This is a genomic window from Candidatus Peregrinibacteria bacterium, assembly GCA_016220175.1.
In the GTDB taxonomy this organism is placed as follows: domain Bacteria; phylum Patescibacteriota; class Gracilibacteria; order CAIRYL01; family CAIRYL01; genus JACRHZ01.
In genome coordinates, this window is sequence record JACRHZ010000040.1 from 1 (window position 1) to 20,474 (window position 20,474).

Sequence of the window (20,474 nt, forward strand, 5' to 3'; positions counted from 1 at the left end):
ATGCTTTCCTTTTTGTAATATTTTCTGTATTTGTATTTTTTCCTTTTGAGAAAGATGAACGATATATTTTTTCATGCGTATCAAGAAAAATATCGTCCCAAGTATATCACACGAAATTATTTATTGGAAATAATACTAGTTGCTTCATCCATCTTTTTAAATGCGTCAAATCTCCTAATTTATATCCATTTTTTCTCATGAAATCGAGCGTCGGGGGATCTATCTTATCGGTCGTTATTTTTCCTGTGAGCACTCGCCAAATCGCACCTCCCACATCTACGTCAGGATACTCCTGATTTCCCGGATCAGAGACGGCAAGTACGAGAAGGTGTATTATTCTTCGAAGTGCATGACCTGCCCAAGATTTTTGCTCTGGAGAAAGCTTATCTCCGTCTTTTTCTATCCTATTGGAGAGCTCATGAATAAGGTCTATTCCGCTTTGCGAGCCTTCACGTTTTAATTCCTGTCCCATAGAGTAAAAATGAAAAATGATTAATTAATAAATTCATGATTTCTTTGAATTTCTCAGGGCACTCCGCTGTATTTTATAAGATTTTTAGTATTTTGTCAATTTCGTGCTCATTTTGCGGATCCTCGACAAAGAAGAAAAACTGTGCCAAATTTTCCACAAAGATTTTTTTCTTTTAAAGATGCCAACTTCGTTAACGCTTTTCATTGCTCCAATATTCGCACTTTCCCTCAGTATTTTCTTGGGAATCGGTATTCTCCATTTCTTTCCAAAGTGGGGAATTCTTGATCGACCTCTAAAATACGGTCATACAAGAAAACCTATTCCATATCCTGGAGGCATTGCCATTTTTATAGCATTTACCATCACCATTCTTCTCTTTCTTCCATTGGATTTCAAAATGATAGGATTTCTCTGCGGAGGAGCACTTCTCACCGTCGTGTCATTTACTGATGATCGATATGGCGTTTCGCCGATCCTCAGGCTCTTTCTCCAAATTTTTGTGACAGGAATCCTCATCTGGAGCGGGACAAAAATTGTATATATTTCAGATCCACTCGGGGGAACTGCGTTTGAACTCACGCCTTTCTTTTCCACTGTGATCACGGTGATGTGGGTTATTATCCTCATCAATACATTGAATTGGCTTGATGGAGTTCCTGGAGTCGCGTCTGGCGCTTCCGCTCTTTCTGGAATTTTTCTCGGAGTACTTTCCCTAACGCCGCTCGTAAATCAACAGGAACTCGCTGCCATGGGATTTATTTTTGGAGCGGCAAATCTTGGATTTACCTTTTTTAATTTTCCTCCGCCAAAAATGCTGAATGGCGACACAGGAGCAATGTTTTCTGGATTTGCAATTGCGGCATTTTCCATTTTTTCAGGCGGGAAAATGGCAACGGCATTTTTAGTCCTCGCAATTCCGCTTTTTGACGCAGCATCAGTGGTCTTTCATCGACTTCGGCAAAAGAAATCACCATTTCATGGGAATGATAAACGCCATCTTCACGATGAGCTTCTCAAAAAAGGATGGAAAGAAATTCACATCATGGTGCTCTTCCTTGGAATTTCCAGCATACTTGGCGTCTCCACTCTTTACTTGAGAACACTGGGGAAGATAATTATCCTCGGCATTATTGGAATAGTTGTGTTCGCATTGTCGTGGCAGAATCAAAAAAAGTAGAAAACGACACGGCACCGTGTCGCCTTCATTCCTGTCATTCAAAATCTCCTTCTTCGTTTGCCATTCATCTGTTTCCTTTTTTTCTGTTTTTGGAACTTCTCAATTTGCTTTATCGGATTCAAAATATCCTTAAAGTGCGGGTGTCTTTTTAAAAAACGAATCCACCATGCGCCAAAAAGCACCAAAGCAGCAACCCAAATCAGATTTTTTGGATTTGAGAATGAATTTCCGATAAAAATTTCATACAATGCTTCCGGCCAGACTCCAAGAAGGGTTGCCCAAAAATAATGTTTGAATCGAATGGAAGAGAGTCCACTGCCGATATTTACCGGGTCAAATGGAAGAAAAATAAGCAAACGAATAAGAAAGACAGTAAAAAACCCACGTTCTTTAACAGCCGCGTCAAATCTTTTCAGGCGTTCACTTTCGTGCTCTGCAACCCATTCTCGTCCAAGAAGTCTTCCGAGTCCAAAGGAGAGAATTGCAGAGAGAAACATTCCGCTTCCGATAAGAAAAAATGCGAGCCAGAATCTTCCGGGAAGGACAAATGCGATGAGCGGCCCCAGAATTCCAACCGGAATAAAAATAATAGTACGGAGAACATAGAGAAGAAGAATCACAAGAATCATTTCATGAATATTTTCCCCAATATATTGCTTCAGGAGAGAAGCACCTTCCTTTATCGTGCTATGTTCCAGAAAAAGAGCTGTTCCAATAATTCCTGCGATGAGCAGAACTCCCCAGATGAGAAAAAGAGTAATTTTGAATAATTTTTTATACCGAAGAAGCATTTCGGAAGACAAAAATCGGTGCGCACATTGTAAGGAGAAAGATAGAAAAACAAAAGGCAGAGATGAACACGTGGCACATCTTCTTTTTTAGAGTATGGAAAAATAATCTCGCGCTATTTGCTGCTATAGAGTCCGACAATGTCTGCGGATGCGACAATATGTCCCTCCATCTCCCTTTCCACATCAAACTTTGTAGAGCCTTCTTTGAGATTAATCATGGCATCAAGTGCATACAATTTGAAGAAATATCGATGCGTTCCTGACGGTGGACATGGTCCTTCATATCCATTTGTTCCAGAACTATTTTTTCCTTGAACAGCATTTGCGGGAACAGTATTTTCTCCAATTTGAGAAACAGTAGGATCAATATTCCACAGAATCCAATGATCCCATGTTCCTGCCGGCGCATCAGGATCATCCACAAGAAGAACAAGGCTTTTTGCTGCTTTTGGTGGATTTGAAAGAGAAAGAGGAGGATTTACACCTTTCCCATCACATGAATATACTGAGGGAATTGCAGTATTTGCTGAAAATGCTGAGCTCGAAATTGTGAGAGGAAGTTCTGGTGGTACTACGGTCTCATCATTTGGAGGAGAAATATCAGAATTGGCGTCGGGCTTCGAAACTTCAGAAGTCGGCAGATTTGTCGGCTCTTTTTTTTCAGATTTTTGAGGAGAAGAACATGCACTGAAAGTGAGGAGAAGTGAGAGCGCGAAAATTGGGAAAGGATTTTTCATAGAAGGAGAAAAGTAGAGTTTTTTTAAATATCATCTAATCGAGTGGTGGATGAGGCAAACTTGATTTCCTCGATGAAAGTGAGTGTGGGAAGAGGTCCTTCGACTCCTCCGCTAAAGCCCCAAGGGGGTCACTTTGTGGCGGAGTCGCCCCCGTTCAGGGACTGGGACTGAGTCCTTCATGATCGAATGCCCTTCGACAAGCTCAGGGCATTCGACTCGTATGTTGTTCTGAAGAAAAAATGGCCGAAGGCCATGAGCGAGGAGCGAAGCGACGAGTCGAATGGTGTCACGGGGCAGATTTGAACTGCCGACCTCCGGGTTATGAATCCGACGCTCTTACCGACTGAGCTACCGTGACGTAATAACGAATCCTTGGAAAAGAACACATATTTTTCGTCAGAAAAACGCCAAAAACTTTCTTAAACTCATGCGAGGCATTGTCTCGACGAAAACGTGAAGAAAGCGTACGGGAAAAAAACAAAGAATTCAATATTTTTAAAAAGATAGGGAAAAGCTTGTGTTTTCCGCGTCTTTTCTCTAGAATTACGCCCCGCAATTTCTCTTTACTCACGGAATTATGAAAAAAGGTATTCATCCAGCTGCATACGCAACAAAAGTAGCCTGTTCATGCGGAGCTACATACACTATTCAGGGAACTGTTCCCGAACTCCATACAGAAGTTTGTATGAAATGCCATCCGCATTATACCGGAGAACGAAAGCTCCTTGATACTGAAGGAAGGGCAACAAAATTCATGGCGAAATTTAAAAATGCGAAAAAGAAATAATCGTTTTCAGGATTCTATGTTTCGAAAGTTTTTTTTCATTACTGCAGTCTTGGGGGGCTTTCTCCTCATGAATGGAGGAGTTTTTCCATCTGCTGAAGCTGAGCAGTCGTATGGAATCTGTTCTACATGCACAAAAAACTGCGATGAACTCGGAATTCCGTGGCATGAAACTTCTTGTCGCGTGAAATTTGATTCTCCGCATACTCCTCATATTACGGCTCCAGAGTGTCCAAAAGGATCTTCGTATAGAAGTGAAGAAAAAAAGTGTATGTGTTTTGAAGGAATGTTTTCGTATTCTCGAGAAGGCGGCATATGTGTGAATGATCTTCCGCTCGAAACTCTTTGTGAAAGTGCATTTGGAAAACACATCACCTCCTCAGAAACAGCAAACGCGTGTTTTTGTCGAGAAGGATATGAAATGAAAAATGGAAAATGTCTCGAAAAAACTGATGAAAACATTTCTTCCATTCCGACAAAAGATCTTCTGAGTCATACGCGTTTTGGCTACGGAAGAGATTTTTATGAAAACTTAGGAGATTTTTGGAGAATTGCCTCACGAATACTTGTGAGCGAAAAAGCAAGATCAGCAGAAATACGCTGGAAACTCACCTCGGAAGAAGAAAGAGCAAAAGTTTCTGGATACTCGATACTCATTTGGGATACTGAGAAATCGGCATGGGCATTCAGCGCTTCGCTCAAGGGAGGAGTTCGAAGTGTCACATTTCCTCTCGAAAACAAACACACGTACAAGATCCACATCACGGCTTTTGACTCGCGAAATGAAGTCATGAATACCATACAGTTTTACGTCGAATCATAAAATTTTCTGTCGTCACGCTCCGTCGACAGAAAATGAAGACGAGTATTCCCGTACGGAAGCCAAAAAAATTAGATCACGTTTTTTTTGATATGAAATTTCTTGGCGGCAATTTCATGATAGAGAAAGAATTTTCTGTCATTCTATGCTTTGTGCACGGAAATTATTTTCCTCATTCATCCTCTCTCTGACGCTCGCACTCCTTTTCTGGTGTAGAGGAGTGTCTCTTGCTTCTGCAGATGAATTGGAACCAGTTCCACCGGAAAATCCCGGAGAAACAGGAGAAGAACCAGATCTCTTGCCGCTTCTCCTCAATGAAATTGATCTCGAAGCAGAATTTTTGGAAATATGGAATCCAAATGAAGAAGCAGTGGATATTTCACATATGCAATTTTCAGAAATTTCAGGTGCAAATGAGGTTCGCCATAATTTCAGCGATTTTACAGCAGAGACAAATCTTGCTGCTCAAGGGTTTCTCGTTCTCCATATGTCGAGAAAATTAAATAATACCGGAGAAGTGATCAAGCTTTTTGAAAATGCGGAAACGGAAGTTTTTTTTGAATCGAGAGAAATTCCGAAATCAGAATCTGGAAAAAGTTATTCGAGAAATGATACTGGAGAATTTTCTTGGGAAATTCCAACGCCGGGAGAGCCAAATCAAAAAGAGGATCCAGAGGAAGACCCCGGAGCCGGAGACCCTCCAGGCGAAGAACCTCCTGAAGAAGAAATTTCAGAAGAAGATTTACAGAATATTCTTCTGAATGAAGTTGATATTTTTTCGGAATTTATTGAAATTTGGAATTCCGGAGCGAAAGAACTTTCACTCAAAAACCTTCAATTCTCAGAACGTTCAGGAACAAAAGAAGTACGAAGAAATTTCTCAGATTTTTCTGAAACAGTTCTCATTCCGCCTGATGGTTTTCTCCTTCTCACTATGAGCGGAAAGCTGAATAATACAGGAGAAACTATTGCGCTCTATCGGAATGCTGTAATCGAAACGTCATTTCAAAGTTTTGAAATTCCCAAAATGAAAGAGGGGGAAAGTTTTGCGCGCGATAAGAACGGGAATTTTTCGATCACCGATACACCGACTCCAAATGCGAAAAATATTCTCCACTTACCAGGAATTCAAGGATCTTCTGGATCGTCATCATCTTCTTCAAAAAAATCTTCCGCATGGCATGGGCTCCTGAAACAAGAATCCGTGAGTGATTCAGTCCCTGCTCGTGAAATCGTTCTTCAAATTTCCGAAGTAGATTTTCAAAATCCTCATGGAGATATGATTGAAATATACTGCGCTGAGTGCCAAACAAATCTCGATCTCAAGGGATTTCACGTATTTGATGATAAATCTTTTTTTGAATTTCCACCGGAGACATTTGTCAAAACAGGTGATTACATTGTTCTTTCCCTCAAGCAAGAAGAACAAAAAATTGAAAAAACGGAATATGGATGGCATTTTTTCTTAACGCACCCAGGACTTACTGGAACTGATGAAACTTTGATTCTTTTTGATTCGTATGGTGATATTGAAGATGCGCTCTGCTTTAGCAATCACACCATAGATTTTTCTCCTGGGGAAAAAGAAGATGTGACGTATATGGGAAATCGTCTGGAATGGATTTCAAACAATGCCTCAGATCAGCAGTGTTTCCCGGAAACGCTTCTCGAAAAATCCATGTCGCTCGCACGAAAAAATGGAGTTGATACAAATACGCAGTCTGATTTTTTCCCGACAGAAGTGCAAACATTCGGAGCACCAAATCCCACTTCGCCCATTTCTGCAGCACAGACAAATTTTCAGATTGATTCCATTCTCTTTCTTCCCCATGAAACACTTCGGATAAACATTCGAAATGCAGGAAATGAAAACGCCTCTCTTCTTGGATTTACTCTGAAAAATAGTGAACAGAAACTTCGTACATTCTCAGAAGTTCTTCTTGAGCCAAAGGAAGAATATTCATTTTTTATGACCGATATTTCGAGTGAAAATATTTTTTTGAGTCTTGATGATGCCTGGGGGGAAACTGAGGATTTCCTCTGTTTTGGCGTTTCAAATGAAATGGAACACTATTCCTTTCTTCGAGAAAAGGAGATGAATTCGGAATGGGTTACGTGGGAAGCGCCGATGTGCGTTCCCAAAAATGTATCTTCCGAAATGACTCTTTTACAGCGAAAAAATGAAATCGATACGAATTTTGCGAAAGATTTTCTTCTTTCAGAGATACAAACAATTTCCTCAGTGGAAACAGAAGAACTGTTTCTTTCACAAATTCTTCCAAATCCCGAAGGAAAAGATGATGGATTTGAATGGTTTGAAATTACAGCCAGGCGTGATATTCCCGATATCTCAAAATGGATTGTCCTCGTCGGAAGTGATATATTGCCGTTCCCGGCTATAGGAATGCGAGAAGGGGAGACGTTTCGTATTTCGGCCGAAAATACGCCACTCAAAACACTTCGAAATGAGAATGGAGCAATTTTCATCATTTCTCCAAATGGCAGTTTCCAAAAAGCAGAATGGGAGAATGCAAAAGAAAACGATATTCTTCGTCTTCATGATAATGCTTTTCAATGGGAATCAGAGAGAATTCACCAAGAAGAAAAAAATCTCAAAGGCACGCTTCATGAAATATCTTTTCCGCGGAAAGACAGTGACCATGATGGAATTCCTGACGCCACTGAAGCGAGTTTTGGAGGCGATCCAGAAGTTTTTGAAGAGAGAACATCGGAAGTGCGGAAAAAATATGATGCCCACGTGATGGCGAATTTTCACCTTGATCAAAGTATTGAGCAAAACACCATCATTTTTTCAGGTGCAGCCGAACCAAAATCTCATGTGCGTCTTGAAATCGCGGGACAAAATGAATTTGTGAGCGGAGAAAGTGATGATTCTGGAAAATTCTCCATCTCCTACTCAAGTCCAATTCCGGAGGGGAAATATCTCGTTCATGCGCTTCTTCGAACTCCGGAAGAAATAAAAATCTTCCAAAAAGATGTTGCGGTGCTTTCTCTTGATGAAGGCCTGAGGCAGGATGAAATTACTTCTGCTCAAATTGTATCCGTTCTCCCGAATCCACTCGGAAAGGATTCTGGAAACGAACAAATTGTTCTCAAAAATACTTCTGAAGTATCAGGATTTCTTCGAAATTGGAAGGTTTCAAATGGGAAAATAACGAAAGAAATTCCGGAAACATTTTTCGAAAAAGGAGAAGAGAAATTATTTACAGGGAAAGACATCCCTACTTTCAAAAATTCTGAAGGGAAAGTTCTTCTCATTGATTTTCACGGAGAAGAACGTGCACAAATTTCTTGGGAAAAAGCACGAGACGGAGAAATTTTTTCTGCATCAGGGGCAGAATACATCCGCGTGAAACAGGTCAAAAAGAAAACACTCAAAACCACATCTCCATCAACAAAAAATGGGGAAAAGAGTGTTTCATCTTCTCCAATTCTCGTCTCGGGAAAAATTTCTGATTTCTCTGAACAAGAAATTTCTCTCATTCTCGAAGATGGAAGTATTCATACGTATGCCTTCGATGTAAAGAATCCACAGCATGAATTTTTTCTAGAGCAGATTCTGAGAAAAGGTGATGATATGAGCGTCAGTCTTTCGCCGCAAAACACGATTCTGAGTTTTGACGTACTCTCAAAAAAAGAGCCTCCTCTTCAGGTATTGGAAGGAACGGTTCCAAATGAATTTTCATCGGATTTTACATGGCAAATATCTCTCGGACTTTTCTCTCTTGCTACTCTTACGATCCTATTTCGAAAAAGAAAACAGATCGCTGTCATCCGAAATCCGAAAGAGCAGTCTTAGATTTTTGTCCAGCATGATGGGAAAGAATGTATTTCTTTTATTCTCGATGTTGTTTCCTCGTTTTCCATTCTAAAAATTTTTTTGCAAATTCTTCGAGTTCTCCATCGAGCACAAGATCAGGATTCGTTGTTTCATGTTGAGTACGAACATCTTTTACGAGTTTATACGGATGAAGTACGTAATTTCGAATTTGTGTTCCCCACTCTGCAGAAACGTGTTCTCCACGAATTGCCGCGGTCTTTCTCTCTTCTTCTAATCTTTTTTCTTCCACGAGTCGTGAGCGAAGTATTTGCATCGCTTTTTCTCGATTCTGATGTTGAGACCTTTGATTTTGGCAGGTAACTACGATATTTGTTGGAAAATGCGTAATACGCACCGCAGAATCAGTTTTGTTGACATGCTGACCGCCAGCGCCTTGCGCGCGAAAAGTATCGACACGAATATCTTTTTCTTCGATGGAAACATCTTCGGCATCAGTTGCTTCAAGAAGCGGAGAAACCATAATTCCGGCAAAAGAAGTTTGTCTCAGATTTTTGGCATTAAATGGAGATTGGCGTACAAGCCGATGAGTTCCTTTTTCACCCTGTAAATATCCAAATGCATTTTCTCCATTTACTTCAACGATAACACTTTTAATTCCGGCTTCTTGCCCGTCAGATTTTTCGAGAATTTCCGTTTTCCATCCCATGCGTTCTGCAAATCTGAGTTCCATGCGAAGAAGCATTTCCGCGAAATCCTGAGACTCTGTTCCTCCCGCTCCGGCAGTAATTTCCAGGATTGCTCCGTGATCATCATATTCTCCAGAAAGATAGAGGTCTGTTTCTGCTTTCGAATATTTTTGCAAAGTAGATATATATTCTTTTTCCAGATCTGAAAGTTCCGGAGAATTTTCTTCCACCATTTCAATAAGTTCCAAAAGGCTTTTTGTGTCGGAGAGAAGACCTGTCCAAAGAGTCTCTTTTTTTTGTAGAGCTGCCAAATGTTTGGAGACACTTTTCGCTTCTTCCTGATTTCCCCAAAAACTCGGACTCTCCGATTTTATCTTGAGTTCCGCAATTTCCTGCGCAATTTTTTGAGGATGAAGACAATCCCATCCATTTTGGATATTTTTGAGAAGTTCGGCCGATGATTCGAGGAGTTCGGTGTGTGTCATCGGGAAGATTTTACCTTATCTTTGGGAGAGAAGGAACCTTGGAAGCACAAAATACAAAGCACAAAGTACAAAACATAGAATTATTAGCCTATTTTTTTTGTTTTGTACTTTGTATTTTGTGCTTTGCTATTTCCCACATCGCGATCGCTCCTGCAATTGCCACATTAAAGCTTTCCTTTTTTCCCCTCATGGGAATACAAATTTTTTCATCGGTGAGTTTCAGGATTGTTTCTGGAATGCCATCGATTTCATTCCCGACAATGAGACAGAGAGGAAATTTCGGGATGAATTTTTCGATGGAAATAGAATCTCTTCCTGTCTCCAGTGCAACAATTGTAATTCCGCTCATTTTCAATTCTTTGACTACGTCCTCTGAATTCACATGATAACTCCACGGTACCATGTTTTCTGCACCGAGAGCGGTTTTTACGATTTCTTTATGTGGAGGATATGGCGTAATTCCCGTGAGATAAATATGCTCAACGTGAAGTCCATCTGCGGTTCGGAAAAATGCGCCGACATTCCATCCGCTCCGAATGTCGGGGAGAAGGATGGAAAAGCCACTTTTTGTCATTCCGTCCCGATTTTCATCGGGATAAACTCCAGTGGGAATCTCAAATTTCTTCATGAACACAAAAAAGTAAATAATGCCAATTCGTCTATTTTTTCTTTTATATTAAAATTGAGACCCCGGATCAAGTCCGGGGTGACAGGTCAGAGAAGTTCTCCCCTCACCACCCACGTATCCGCTTCCGTAATCTTCACAGGAACAATTTCCCCAATAAATCTCTTCCCTTTTTTTCCAACTGGAACCATTGCCGTTCTCCCAAATTCAGTTTTTCCCGTCGCAATATTCTTTGCATTTACCGATTCAATGAGCGCATATTCTCGTGTTCCGACAGCCCTTTTATTTTCATGGAGTGCTGTTTTCTTAAGTTTTTCATTTGCGATATCGAGCCTTCTTTTTTTTTCTTTTCGCGAAATATCATCGGGCATTTTTTCTCCGGCGAATGTTCCTTTTCTCGGAGAATATTTGGAAATGTATGCCATAAGAAACTGTTCCTCATCAAAAAGTTTGAGCGTTTTTTGGAAATCTTCTTCCGTTTCGCCCGAGAATCCAACAATAATATCGGTGGTAAGAGTGACTCCGGGAATAAGTTCTCGAGCGCGTTTCGTGATTTCTTTAAATTTTTCAATGCGATAATCGCGGCCCATTTTTTGAAGTACAGAAGATGATCCCGATTGCACCGGGAGATGAATACTTCGGGAAATATTTTCATTCCTCGCGATTACTTGAAGAACATCGTTTCCCATGTGCCGAGGATGTGGAGAGGTAAATTTGAGTCGTTTGAGTTTTGGAATTTCCGCAACTTTTTCGAGAAGCACTGCAAAATCTGTTTGCTTTTGAAGCATTTTCTTTTTTGAGTCATCGAGAAAATATGCATTCACATTTTGTCCCACGAGAGTGATTTCCTTCACTCCGTTTGCTACATGGTTTTTACATTCTTTTACAATATCTCGAAACGGGCGAGACCTCTCTCTTCCCCTCGTAAATGGCACAACACAATACGTACAGAACTTGTCACATCCGGTCATAATTGGGACAAATGCGCGAAAATTTTCCTGAAGTTTTGGGGAAATATGGAAATAATCTTCTGTGTCGAATTCATATTCCGGACGTTTTAATTTCGGATCATACTTTTGTAATAAATCTGGAACTTTTGGCAAATCTTCAATCCGAAAGACGAGATCAATTGTTTCATGTTTTTTGAGAAGCGGATCATGTTCTTCATCTTTTTGTGTAGAAGATTTTTTTACCATACATCCCGTAAGTCCCACGAGTTTTTTTGCTTTTTTCGCGTTGTGCACAAAACCATACACGCGATCCTCCGCGTGTTGTTTGATGGAACAAGTGTTGAGAAGAACAATATCGGCATCTTCCATAACTTCTGATTTTTTCAGATTCAGACTTTCGAGAACTGTTTCAAGACGTTCGGAATCAGAATAATTCATCTGACATCCAAAAGTTTTCAGATAAAATTTTCTGAGCCGCTTTTTTTGAGAACGAGTTTTTGGCATAGCGAAGGGATTGTAGTAAGAAATCTGAAAATTGACAAATAGAGGAGATTTTCTCACAAAAAAATTCGCTCGTCTCTTGACATTTTCTCAGAAGTCTGTAAAGTGCACGCGCTTTAAATTCAAAATATTTTTATGGAAATACGAAAAGGTTCAACACGAATAGCTGAAGTTGATGGAGGCGTTGCTTTTAAAACTCCTGATTTGTCGAGAGTACAAGATCTAATTTTGCCGATAATAAAGAACTCACAAATACTTCTTTCTTGGATGTTAGCGCCATCATTTGGCGGAGCAGGTCTTCAGGGCGACGGTATAAATGGGGTTTTACAAAATCTTCGTGAGGGAAGTGTAGATCAAAAGTATCCACACCTCGTGGCGCCAACCATTGCATCTCTTGGTCTTGTGAGTGCTCAGAGAAAAGCCCATAGCCTGCCTCACAATTGGGCGGAATTTCCAGAATTTTTACAAGAATTGGAGAAAGTCACAAAAGGCGCTATTAGCTCGGATAGTCATACGTTTTCTCAAATTGACAATTTTGGCGTTGTTTTATATGAAGATGGTATCCAGAGAATTTGTCTGAGAGATGCTGGAGGAAAGGAATTGGGAGAAATTTTGGAAAATTACTCGGCAAATATTACAAAAATATTTGAAAAATATTCAAATAATCTCTCAGAAGAGTATTTGAAAGGGCTACGTTCTTCTCAAGCAGAAAATGGGCAATTGTCTCCAGATGAAATACGCGCCATGATGTCGGACAGATTCGAAGAATGTTTGCAGGGCGTGTCACAAATCTTGGGAGAATTTCCTTCTGGTTTTCTCGAGAAAAATGCGGATAAAATAAAACCAATATTGACAAAAATCTGGGAAGAAACCACAAAAATGCTCAGAGAATTTACAAATGCAATTCCAGAAGATCAGCAAATAATTACTTCGAGTGAGTTGGAAGAGCGTATTCAACAGATTTATGAGACCTTTGCAAAAGCGGCATAAGTTTCTGATTTTTCTCTATTTGCACGTATAAAAAGAATCGCTTGGGAGAAATGCGCAGTATTCCTCATATTTTTCTTCATTCTTCAGAGCTTTCTCAGTTTCTGCGAGCATCTGGATATTCTCCCAAAAATTTGGATTCTCTTCAAAAAAGAGCTGAATTTTTTCATTTTTTTCTCTGTCATTTTCAGGAATTTTCCAATATTTGGGCGCAATTTTGAGATAGTGTTCGAATTTTTTCTCGGCAGCTTCATAATTTTTCTTCGCGTATTCTGCATTTCCCCAGAGCTCCCAAAGTTTTGGATTTTTTGGATCAAGTTTTTCCATTTTTTGCAAAGCCATTTCCATCAAATCATATTCATTTTTTTGGAAAAATGTTGATGCTAAAAGATAATATCCTTCTCCTGAAAACGGATTGAGCTTCAGAAATTTACGAATCATTTTTTCGGCTTCAGGAAGACGATTTTCTGCTTGGAGCATGCTTACAGCATCTGAAAGATATCCTCTTTCCCATGGCAAAGATTTTGCGGCAGCAACAACCTCAGACAAGTTATTATTTTCTGTGCCATTCAGAAATAGACGATCCGCATTCCAAATTCTGATCATCCCAAAAAGAGAAAATACGGAAATTCCAACAAGAAGAACAGAAATACTTTTTCGCCACTTCATTTTTGTATCAGAAGATTTTTGCGAAGAAGGTGTGAAGAAAAGCGCCAAAAATATGGTAAATAAAACGGCGTCAGTGACTACTGGAAATCCAAATTGCCATGCCACCAGAATTGCCGTAATGCCCGCAATGTATTTTCGATTTGTTTGGTGAAATTTTTTCCTCGATTTCACAGAAAAGACACAATAAAGAAAACCTAAAAAGGAAAAAAAACCAAAAATTCCGCACTGTACGAGGATATCAAGAAAAAAATTATGGCTTCGATCTGCAAAACTCATGAAGTGTTCGAGTTCAAAGATTTTTGGAGAAATGAATGGAGCAATTGCGATCGGAAAATTTTCGAGACCCACACCAAAAAATGGAGCTTCTGAAATCATTTCTGGGACTTTTTCCCAGAGCAGCATTCGAGTTTCAACGCTTCTTGCCCTTTCTCCCAAAAATGACTCTAAATATGGAAAAAAAAGAGGAAGGGAGAATGCTATTCCGACAGCGAATAAGCTCATTCCCACAAATATTTTCCCCAAATATCTCATCAAAAAATGTCCACATTTCGGAACAGAAAGGAGAATGAAGAGAACGCTTCCGAATATGAGTCCCAAAAACACGCCTCGTCCTTGACTCAAAATTATTCCGAGAAACGAAAATAATGCTGCTGAAAGAGCAAAGATGCGAAGCATCAGCCTTTCTTTTCTATTGAACAAAATCCCCAGTGCGCCAAAGAATGGGAACAAAAGAAACTGCGCAAAAAAATTCGGATGACCGAGTGTCCCATAACTTCTTAAAATAGCATTCTCAATCTTGAGTTCTGTGAAAAAACTCTCAGGGGAAATGTATTGAAAAATCCCCAAAATTCCTTGAAGGATTCCACCAAGAAGTAGTGGGAAAATAAAAAAAGTAAACCGTTCTTTTTCTGTCGGTCTTAAAGCAGAAATGAGGGTTCCGAGAAGCAGGAGATGGATGACCAAGAATCCCCCAAAATGGCGATACGAAGATCCCCAGAAGGAAAGCAGCGGAGCGTGTCCAAGCGCTCCGGAAAGGACAATACTCAGGAGAAAAAGAAGAAAAAATACCTGCGTCCAGCCAAATTTTTGAGGAATGAAAATTTGTATGACACTACAAATTAATCCAATGGCAAAAAGCAAAAGGATCAGGCTTTCCAAAAGAACAAACAGTGAAAATTTATTAATCTCAAATACCTGAAATGTTTCCAGGGAAAACGCAATGGGAAGACAAAAAATCATCATTCCCAAAAGCAAAAAAATACCGTTTCGAATGTATTTTTCCCAACTTTTTGAACTGAAAAATCTCATAGTTCTTGTGAAGAACAAGAAGAACTATACAGGAAGAGAAGGCGGAGACATATGGGGAAAAGGAGAGAAGAGTTTTGTCTTTTCAGTCCGCAACAAAACATGACTTTGACATAATTCTAAGCAGCCGCCTTCAACATAAGGTCTCTATATGCCATTTGACGGCGCTCTAATTCATCTTTGGTGGTGTTTTTTCTTTTAAGACCGCGAACTGTACTCATGGGGAAACACTCACGCGGATCTCCCTTACTAACAGTGCCAGTAGCATCAAGAATTTCAGGTTGAATTTTTATTGGATAAAATTGTTTTTCATGTTGATGTGAATAGGTAGTAAGAACACGAACATCGTCGCCAAAAACCTCACGCACAATTTTTAAGCGCGCGCTCAAAGGTGCTTGAACGAGGACATTAAGAGTGTCCCAATTATTAATTCCCCCTGTAACTTCAACATTTATATGAACTAACGGTAGATGATCCTGGGCTTTTCCTGAATCGGAGCGTTTCTTTCGATTTTTCATCAAAACATTCTTCGCCACCTCGAGTGCTTCCTTATCTTTTCCACGTCCCGTCTTTGCCAAAATAGCTTTATTTCGAGGAAGAAGCTCAAATCCCTCACCGTAACAGACAAGATCCTCAGCGTGTTCTAAGTAAAGAGTACTTTCATCTGTTGTCATTTGAGCTAAACGGTTACGTTGATGAAGAGTATAGGCCATATTCCACACCATCTGATACAAAAGTGATCCCTTCAAAGAATCAGGAAGTCCTTCTACGGCGTTCAACTTTCCTTGAAGTAATTCGAAGATTTTCGGTTTAAGGATGAAATTACGAGTACTACCAGCCCCCTGAATACTGCAAAGCTCTCGTGAAAGATACGCTTCCATAGCAAGAGTTGTTTGGAGATTAGAGTACATCGGAACGGATGCACCTCCTGTAAGTTGCTGCCTCGGAGTGAGTCCGTTAACATATCGGTTTGTTGCCACGTCAGTAATTTTCGTATCAAGAAAATTATCTTGAAAAAGGTCAATAGGATCATTAAGTTCGAGTTCATCCAAAAGTTGAGCATTATCAATTTGGCTTCCGTCTTCAAATATAAGAGACTCTGACATATCAGTTGTATTTTGCATTCCGTAGATACAATAAATATCATTGGAGCTTTTATATTCCTTACGAACTGCATCCACTTGATCCTTAGCAGCTTGTAATGCCTTATTATAGTCGCCATTATGTGCTGCACAACCACCACCATAACCTTCCGTTGCATGGTGTCCAAGTGCAAAGAAAATAGCTGGCGTTCCTGGGGTGTTAACTTTTGCATCCTGAACGACCATAGCAACACGTCCCCAAAAGACAGTGTTATCGCAGCTCGTATCAAGATTTCCCCCATCTGTGCGACAAAAGAGTACTGTTGTCTGTGGACGACCAATTGCTTTGCTCCCATGGACTCTACCATCAATGCATTTTGATTTAAGAATTCGAGGCATTCTCTCTTGGAATTCATTTATAATTTCTTGCATCTCGGCGATTATTTTTGCAGCTTCGACATTTTCTCGAAGATACTCTTTAAAATAATCATTAGCGTTTTGTGTTTCTTCATCTACTGAGTTTTCTTCACCAAGAATAATTTGTTCAAGATTACTATACGCACGTTGTCTGGTAGCAAGAAGTATTGCAATAATTGTTGTAAGAGTAGAAGGATCGACGTTTATAGAGTCTTCTCCAGGAGGCAGACTATCGGGTGCACGCTGAAGCTCCCTCACGTTAGTTGGTCTCAAGTCAGCATCCTTCACGAGTTGTAGTCCGCTTTCTGAAGATGTTTGCTTTTTTTTTGATGACATACTATATCAAGATGAAGTTATTTTTTTGAGAGCGTTTTATATCATGTATTTTTAAAAAAGTCAACCGTGGTTTCGTTTTTTTTATTTACACTAATGAAGTGTTGCAAAAAAATCCTGTGAGGAATTTGAATCCGATTACAGAGACAGAAGATCTCAAGGAAGAGGATTAAGAGTGGAAGATACAGATTTATAGCAAAAAAGGGATGCCCAAGTAGGGAATTCCTTTTTTTTCCAAAATCAGTAATTTTGAGCAGAATCTTTGTCTCTCGTCTCTTCTCTCATGAATCTCGAACATGGAGAAGAAAGCTTTTTAAATATTCTCCTTCCGGATGATATACGTTTAACGGATGGTCTGGCGCGAGAATATGTTCTGAGAAAATTTGCACTTCCCGGTTCGCCTCTACTGCAGCTTCAAAAACAACTTGTTGAAAGAGTTTTCGATCAACAAAATGCGAACAGGATGAAGTCAGGAGAAATCCATTTTCCGGAAGATTTTTCATGGCAAGTCGATTCATGTCTTTGTATCCACGGCAGGCGCGCGTCGTATCATCTCTCTTTTTCGCAAATGCGGGAGGATCGAGAATAATAAAATCATATCCATGAACTTTTTCACTCCTCAAGAATTCAAATACATCTTCTTCGAAAAAAGTTGCTTGAGTTTTTTTATATCCATTTATTTCAATATTTTTTTCAAAACTTTGTCGATGCGCTCCGACAATTTCAACAGCATCTGCTTTTTTTGCGCCGCCTTGAAGTGCAAAAAGATTAAATCCTCCCGTGTAAGAAAAGCAATTCAGCACAGTTCTTCCCTTGGCATATTTTTGGACAAGCGTTCTCATTTCCCGTTGATCCAAAAAAAGTCCAGTTTTTTGCGCAGTGGGAAAATGAATGGAGAATGATATTCCGCGTTCCTTTACGATGACTTCTTCGCGTTCTTTTCCGTAGAGCCATGAAACAAACGGGAGCATTTCTTCTTCTCTCCGTGCCGAGCTATCCGACTTTTCATAAATGGCAGTAATTCCGGGAATATTTTTCAAAAATTCCACTATCATCGGTTTTAATTTTTCCATTCCGAGCGTTGTGATTTGCAAAACTGCAATATCTCCATACACATCAACAATAAGTCCGGGAAGAAAATCGCCTTCGCTATTCACGAGCCTGTACGCAGTGGTATCTTCGTTCTCAAAAATCTTCTTTCGAAGAGCGAACGCTTTTTCTAAATGATTTTGTATTGTCTCGAGAGGATCGGATTTTCCAAAAGAAACAAACCTTCCACAAATTCCCGATGCGCGATTAAAATACGCATGTCCCAAAAGTTCTCCTTGAGAGCTCACCACGGGGAGAATTTCTCCATCTTCAAAATCAGAAGAGGACGCAACTGCGCCGGAAAAAATCCAGTGATGGAAATTTTTTGGAGATTTTTCACGGCCGGGTTTTAAGATAACATACTTTTTCACGAGCGCTATAGTACTTTAGTTCGTGATTTTTGGCGAAGGAACTCACTGCCTACGTATTTCTTTTTTTCTTTTCAGAAAAATAATAGATAACTGCACCAAGAACATTGAGAAAAATTATGATAAGTACCCACATAGTTTTGTCTTTCGTTTGATTCCGAATCGCATCAAGCAGCATTCGCAGCCAGAATATGAAACAAAATAGTCCGAGGAGAGTCATTCCAATGGAAACTGCCCAAAACCACCCCGGCATTTGGTCGCAAGGGATCTCTTTCCCATTTAATGTGCATGTGGCAGCCAACGCTGATGGGGCACTCATAAATAAAAACGTAAACATTGTTAATAATTTTTCTAAAAATTTCATGATTGGTAATAAAAATGTAAAAGTTGCTGACGTGAAAGATAAAACTTTTCATTGCTTTGCACAATTCGTTTTGTATGAAATATTCCGAAAACTTTACTTGCCATGAACGAATATTTCCCTTAGCTTCTTCATGCTCAGGTGTTCATATTTGTTGTCTCATATGTAATCCAATCTCGCCCTTTGTATGACGAATCTTCGCCAACAATAATCCCCATCTCATATATGATTCCTCAAAATACACCCAAAAAAACTTTAAAAATTTTCGGCTGGGCATCGTTTCTCAACGATTTCGGCTCGGATATTATTTTCCCGTTGTGGCCGATGTTTCTGACTTCGGTACTCGGAGCAAATATGGCTGTTTTGGGTTTTATTGACGGCCTCGGCAACGCTATCGTCTCTGTTTCACAGGCAATTTCGGGATACATCGCCGATAAAACAGGGAAGAGAAAAATCTTTGTATGGCTCGGATATATCTTCTCTGGACTCTCGCGTATCGGATATGCGTTTTCGCCGACGTGGCATTTTCTTATTCCGTTTCGGGTACTCGATCGTGCCGGGAAAATGCGTGGTGCGCCAAGAGATGCAATTATTGCCGATATATCCACTGATCAAAATAGGGGCAGGAATTTCGGCTATTTGCGGATGATGGATAATTTCGGAGCGGTCTGTGGCGTAATTTTTACTATTATATTTTTTAAATACTTCGGATACCAAAATCTTTTTTTCCTTGCAGCAATCCCGTCATTCGTGGGAGCAATTCTCATCTTTCGCTCCACCAAAGAATATGTGGGTGCTGACAAAAAGATTTTTAAAGGGATTACATTTCGGGATTTTCATCGGGATTTAAAACTGTACCTCCTCCTCAGCACCATTTTTGCTTTATCATCTTTCAGCTATTCTTTTCTCCTCATCTACGCACAAAAGTTTGGTTTTGCCGGAGCGTCTATACCCGTGCTGTATTTGGTGTATAGCATAATGGCGTCAATTGTATCTTTCCCGTTTGGAAAACTCGCCGACAAAATCAATCGGAAGCCGGTGCTCATACTGTCGTTTATTTTTTGGTTATTCGCCTGCGTCGTTTTTATTTATTTTCAGAATCCAGTGGGCATAATTATCGCTTTTTTGCTCTATGGACTCCATTTAGGAGCAATCGAACCGGTACAGAGGGCTTTAGTGTCTGAACTTTCTGTGCCTGAACTTCGAGCAAGCACGCTCGGCACTTTCCAAATGATTATCGGACTCGCTGCTCTGCCTGCATCTCTTATTGCCGGTATTTTATGGGATAAAGTTGGTATCACGGCACCATTTTATTTTTCTGCGCTCCTCACTCTCCTCGCCATAGGAATACTTCTCATTGTTCGAGAAAAGAGGGTTCTCGAAACACAGTAAATTCATGAAAAATATAGACATTATTACCTTGTTATTTGATTATTTCTCCCACAATAATCTGCATTTTTTCTTTTGACGCGGATGCTTTTCGCATTTTTGTTGCTGCCTGCTTTTTGCTAAAAACATCTGCGACCCAACTCGCGAAATCGCATTTTTCTGAATTGGAATGATGCGAAAAGACATCATCTGGCATCACGAGAAGCGCATTATAGAGCTCTTCTGTGGTGCAAAATACATTTCCGTCACAGCAGAAGAATCTTGAGTCTCCTTCTACTTTTTGTATTTTAGTATTTTTTTTAGACGCTGCTGCTTTTGCCATATTTTTTTATAAAAAAGAATATGGCTCCGATTATATCATGATGTCTCTCTTCCCATGCAATTTTTTGTCGAAAATGGCGTTGCCTTAAAGTAAAATTTATTTGCCTCTGGGAAAAAGACATCGATGCAAGCTGGGGAAAGAGCACTCTTTTCAATCGGGGGCAAAATTGGTATTTTTATACTACTATTATGACAAATTAATTTTCAGATGTAGTGCTGACTCATTTTTTGATCTGCCTTTTCTTTTGTGAATGTCCACTGTATCCCTATTCTATCAAAGTTTCTCAGCCCCTGCCACAAAGCTATGCGCCTTTTGATTGTGG

General features: G+C 39.9%; 17 protein-coding genes and 1 tRNA gene. 6 read left to right on the forward strand and 12 right to left on the reverse strand.

Features of this window, described 5'->3' with window-relative positions; genetic code table 11:
- Positions 1–106: 106 nt before the first annotated feature.
- The gene (locus tag HZA38_03545; protein ID MBI5414567.1) at positions 107–472 is read right to left on the reverse strand and encodes a hypothetical protein; all 366 of its coding nucleotides are present in this window, start codon (positions 470–472) and stop codon (positions 107–109) included.
- Positions 473–650: 178 nt separating this feature from the next.
- Here HZA38_03545 and HZA38_03550 point away from each other — a divergent pair, with 178 nt between their 5' ends.
- Positions 651–1,649 (forward strand): undecaprenyl/decaprenyl-phosphate alpha-N-acetylglucosaminyl 1-phosphate transferase, encoded by a 999-nt coding sequence (locus HZA38_03550; protein MBI5414568.1) that lies wholly within the window; start codon positions 651–653, stop codon positions 1,647–1,649.
- 38 nt (positions 1,650–1,687) lie between these two features.
- On the opposite strand, the gene HZA38_03555 is transcribed toward HZA38_03550, so the two are convergent.
- From HZA38_03555 to HZA38_03565, 3 genes are all read right to left on the reverse strand, one after another.
- Positions 1,688–2,440, reverse strand: a complete 753-nt coding sequence (locus HZA38_03555; GenBank protein ID MBI5414569.1) for a TVP38/TMEM64 family protein — start codon at positions 2,438–2,440, stop codon at positions 1,688–1,690.
- 113 nt (positions 2,441–2,553) lie between these two features.
- Positions 2,554–3,177 carry a YbhB/YbcL family Raf kinase inhibitor-like protein gene (locus tag HZA38_03560; protein MBI5414570.1) on the reverse strand — a complete coding sequence of 208 codons (624 nt, stop codon included), beginning with the start codon at positions 3,175–3,177 and terminating at the stop codon, positions 2,554–2,556.
- A 281-nt stretch (positions 3,178–3,458) separates the two neighbouring features.
- A tRNA-Met gene (locus tag HZA38_03565) sits at positions 3,459–3,535 on the reverse strand.
- A 219-nt stretch (positions 3,536–3,754) separates the two neighbouring features.
- Here HZA38_03565 and rpmE point away from each other — a divergent pair.
- The 3 genes from rpmE (at position 3,755) to HZA38_03580 (ending at position 8,601) form a co-directional block, all read left to right on the forward strand.
- A complete protein-coding gene (gene rpmE, locus HZA38_03570; GenBank protein ID MBI5414571.1) occupies positions 3,755–3,964 on the forward strand; it encodes a 50S ribosomal protein L31 in 210 nt (69 codons plus the stop codon).
- 16 nt (positions 3,965–3,980) lie between these two features.
- Complete coding sequence (locus HZA38_03575) at positions 3,981–4,784, forward strand: fibronectin type III domain-containing protein (protein ID MBI5414572.1); 804 nt, start codon at positions 3,981–3,983, stop codon at positions 4,782–4,784.
- 142 nt (positions 4,785–4,926) lie between these two features.
- A complete protein-coding gene (locus tag HZA38_03580; protein ID MBI5414573.1) occupies positions 4,927–8,601 on the forward strand; it encodes a hypothetical protein in 3,675 nt (1,224 codons plus the stop codon).
- A 37-nt stretch (positions 8,602–8,638) separates the two neighbouring features.
- Here HZA38_03580 and prfB read toward each other — a convergent pair whose 3' ends face one another.
- The 3 genes from prfB to miaB form a co-directional block, all read right to left on the reverse strand.
- Positions 8,639–9,754, reverse strand: a complete 1,116-nt coding sequence (prfB, locus tag HZA38_03585; protein MBI5414574.1) for a peptide chain release factor 2 — start codon at positions 9,752–9,754, stop codon at positions 8,639–8,641.
- An 88-nt stretch (positions 9,755–9,842) separates the two neighbouring features.
- Positions 9,843–10,382, reverse strand: a complete 540-nt coding sequence (locus tag HZA38_03590) for an RNA methyltransferase (GenBank protein MBI5414575.1) — start codon at positions 10,380–10,382, stop codon at positions 9,843–9,845.
- 86 nt (positions 10,383–10,468) lie between these two features.
- Positions 10,469–11,833 carry a tRNA (N6-isopentenyl adenosine(37)-C2)-methylthiotransferase MiaB gene (gene miaB / locus HZA38_03595; protein ID MBI5414576.1) on the reverse strand — a complete coding sequence of 455 codons (1,365 nt, stop codon included), beginning with the start codon at positions 11,831–11,833 and terminating at the stop codon, positions 10,469–10,471.
- 132 nt (positions 11,834–11,965) lie between these two features.
- Between miaB and HZA38_03600 the strand changes: the two genes are divergently transcribed.
- A complete protein-coding gene (locus HZA38_03600) occupies positions 11,966–12,820 on the forward strand; it encodes a hypothetical protein (GenBank protein ID MBI5414577.1) in 855 nt (284 codons plus the stop codon).
- 15 nt (positions 12,821–12,835) lie between these two features.
- Here HZA38_03600 and HZA38_03605 read toward each other — a convergent pair whose 3' ends face one another.
- The 4 genes from HZA38_03605 to HZA38_03620 form a co-directional block, all read right to left on the reverse strand.
- Positions 12,836–14,728 (reverse strand): O-antigen ligase family protein, encoded by a 1,893-nt coding sequence (locus tag HZA38_03605; protein ID MBI5414578.1) that lies wholly within the window; start codon positions 14,726–14,728, stop codon positions 12,836–12,838.
- Between the two features lie 182 nt (positions 14,729–14,910).
- Complete coding sequence (locus HZA38_03610; GenBank protein MBI5414579.1) at positions 14,911–16,626, reverse strand: hypothetical protein; 1,716 nt, start codon at positions 16,624–16,626, stop codon at positions 14,911–14,913.
- 278 nt (positions 16,627–16,904) lie between these two features.
- A complete protein-coding gene (locus HZA38_03615; GenBank protein MBI5414580.1) occupies positions 16,905–18,092 on the reverse strand; it encodes a class I SAM-dependent rRNA methyltransferase in 1,188 nt (395 codons plus the stop codon).
- A gap of 40 nt (positions 18,093–18,132) precedes the next feature.
- The gene (locus HZA38_03620; GenBank protein ID MBI5414581.1) at positions 18,133–18,399 is read right to left on the reverse strand and encodes a PLDc_N domain-containing protein; all 267 of its coding nucleotides are present in this window, start codon (positions 18,397–18,399) and stop codon (positions 18,133–18,135) included.
- Positions 18,400–18,666: 267 nt separating this feature from the next.
- On the opposite strand from HZA38_03620, the gene HZA38_03625 reads away from it, so the two are divergent.
- Positions 18,667–19,833: an MFS transporter gene (locus tag HZA38_03625; GenBank protein MBI5414582.1), complete on the forward strand. Its 1,167-nt coding sequence runs from the start codon at positions 18,667–18,669 to the stop codon at positions 19,831–19,833.
- A 31-nt stretch (positions 19,834–19,864) separates the two neighbouring features.
- On the opposite strand, the gene HZA38_03630 is transcribed toward HZA38_03625, so the two are convergent.
- Entirely contained in the window at positions 19,865–20,152 is a 288-nt protein-coding gene (locus HZA38_03630; GenBank protein ID MBI5414583.1) for a hypothetical protein, read from the reverse strand.
- Positions 20,153–20,474: the final 322 nt, after the last annotated feature.

What these genes read in the sequence shown, in the direction of transcription:
- HZA38_03545 (MBI5414567.1), bottom strand. Translation starts at nt 472, where the DNA reads ATGGGACAGGAATTAAAACGTGAAGGCTCGCAAAGCGGAATAGACCTT.
- HZA38_03550 (MBI5414568.1), top strand. Translation starts at nt 651, where the DNA reads ATGCCAACTTCGTTAACGCTTTTCATTGCTCCAATATTCGCACTTTCC.
- HZA38_03555 (MBI5414569.1), bottom strand. Translation starts at nt 2,440, where the DNA reads ATGCTTCTTCGGTATAAAAAATTATTCAAAATTACTCTTTTTCTCATC.
- HZA38_03560 (MBI5414570.1), bottom strand. Translation starts at nt 3,177, where the DNA reads ATGAAAAATCCTTTCCCAATTTTCGCGCTCTCACTTCTCCTCACTTTC.
- rpmE (MBI5414571.1), top strand. Translation starts at nt 3,755, where the DNA reads ATGAAAAAAGGTATTCATCCAGCTGCATACGCAACAAAAGTAGCCTGT.
- HZA38_03575 (MBI5414572.1), top strand. Translation starts at nt 3,981, where the DNA reads ATGTTTCGAAAGTTTTTTTTCATTACTGCAGTCTTGGGGGGCTTTCTC.
- HZA38_03580 (MBI5414573.1), top strand. Translation starts at nt 4,927, where the DNA reads ATGCTTTGTGCACGGAAATTATTTTCCTCATTCATCCTCTCTCTGACG.
- prfB (MBI5414574.1), bottom strand. Translation starts at nt 9,754, where the DNA reads ATGACACACACCGAACTCCTCGAATCATCGGCCGAACTTCTCAAAAAT.
- HZA38_03590 (MBI5414575.1), bottom strand. Translation starts at nt 10,382, where the DNA reads ATGAAGAAATTTGAGATTCCCACTGGAGTTTATCCCGATGAAAATCGG.
- miaB (MBI5414576.1), bottom strand. Translation starts at nt 11,833, where the DNA reads ATGCCAAAAACTCGTTCTCAAAAAAAGCGGCTCAGAAAATTTTATCTG.
- HZA38_03600 (MBI5414577.1), top strand. Translation starts at nt 11,966, where the DNA reads ATGGAAATACGAAAAGGTTCAACACGAATAGCTGAAGTTGATGGAGGC.
- HZA38_03605 (MBI5414578.1), bottom strand. Translation starts at nt 14,728, where the DNA reads ATGATGATTTTTTGTCTTCCCATTGCGTTTTCCCTGGAAACATTTCAG.
- HZA38_03610 (MBI5414579.1), bottom strand. Translation starts at nt 16,626, where the DNA reads ATGTCATCAAAAAAAAAGCAAACATCTTCAGAAAGCGGACTACAACTC.
- HZA38_03620 (MBI5414581.1), bottom strand. Translation starts at nt 18,399, where the DNA reads ATGAGTGCCCCATCAGCGTTGGCTGCCACATGCACATTAAATGGGAAA.
- HZA38_03625 (MBI5414582.1), top strand. Translation starts at nt 18,667, where the DNA reads ATGATTCCTCAAAATACACCCAAAAAAACTTTAAAAATTTTCGGCTGG.
- HZA38_03630 (MBI5414583.1), bottom strand. Translation starts at nt 20,152, where the DNA reads ATGGCAAAAGCAGCAGCGTCTAAAAAAAATACTAAAATACAAAAAGTA.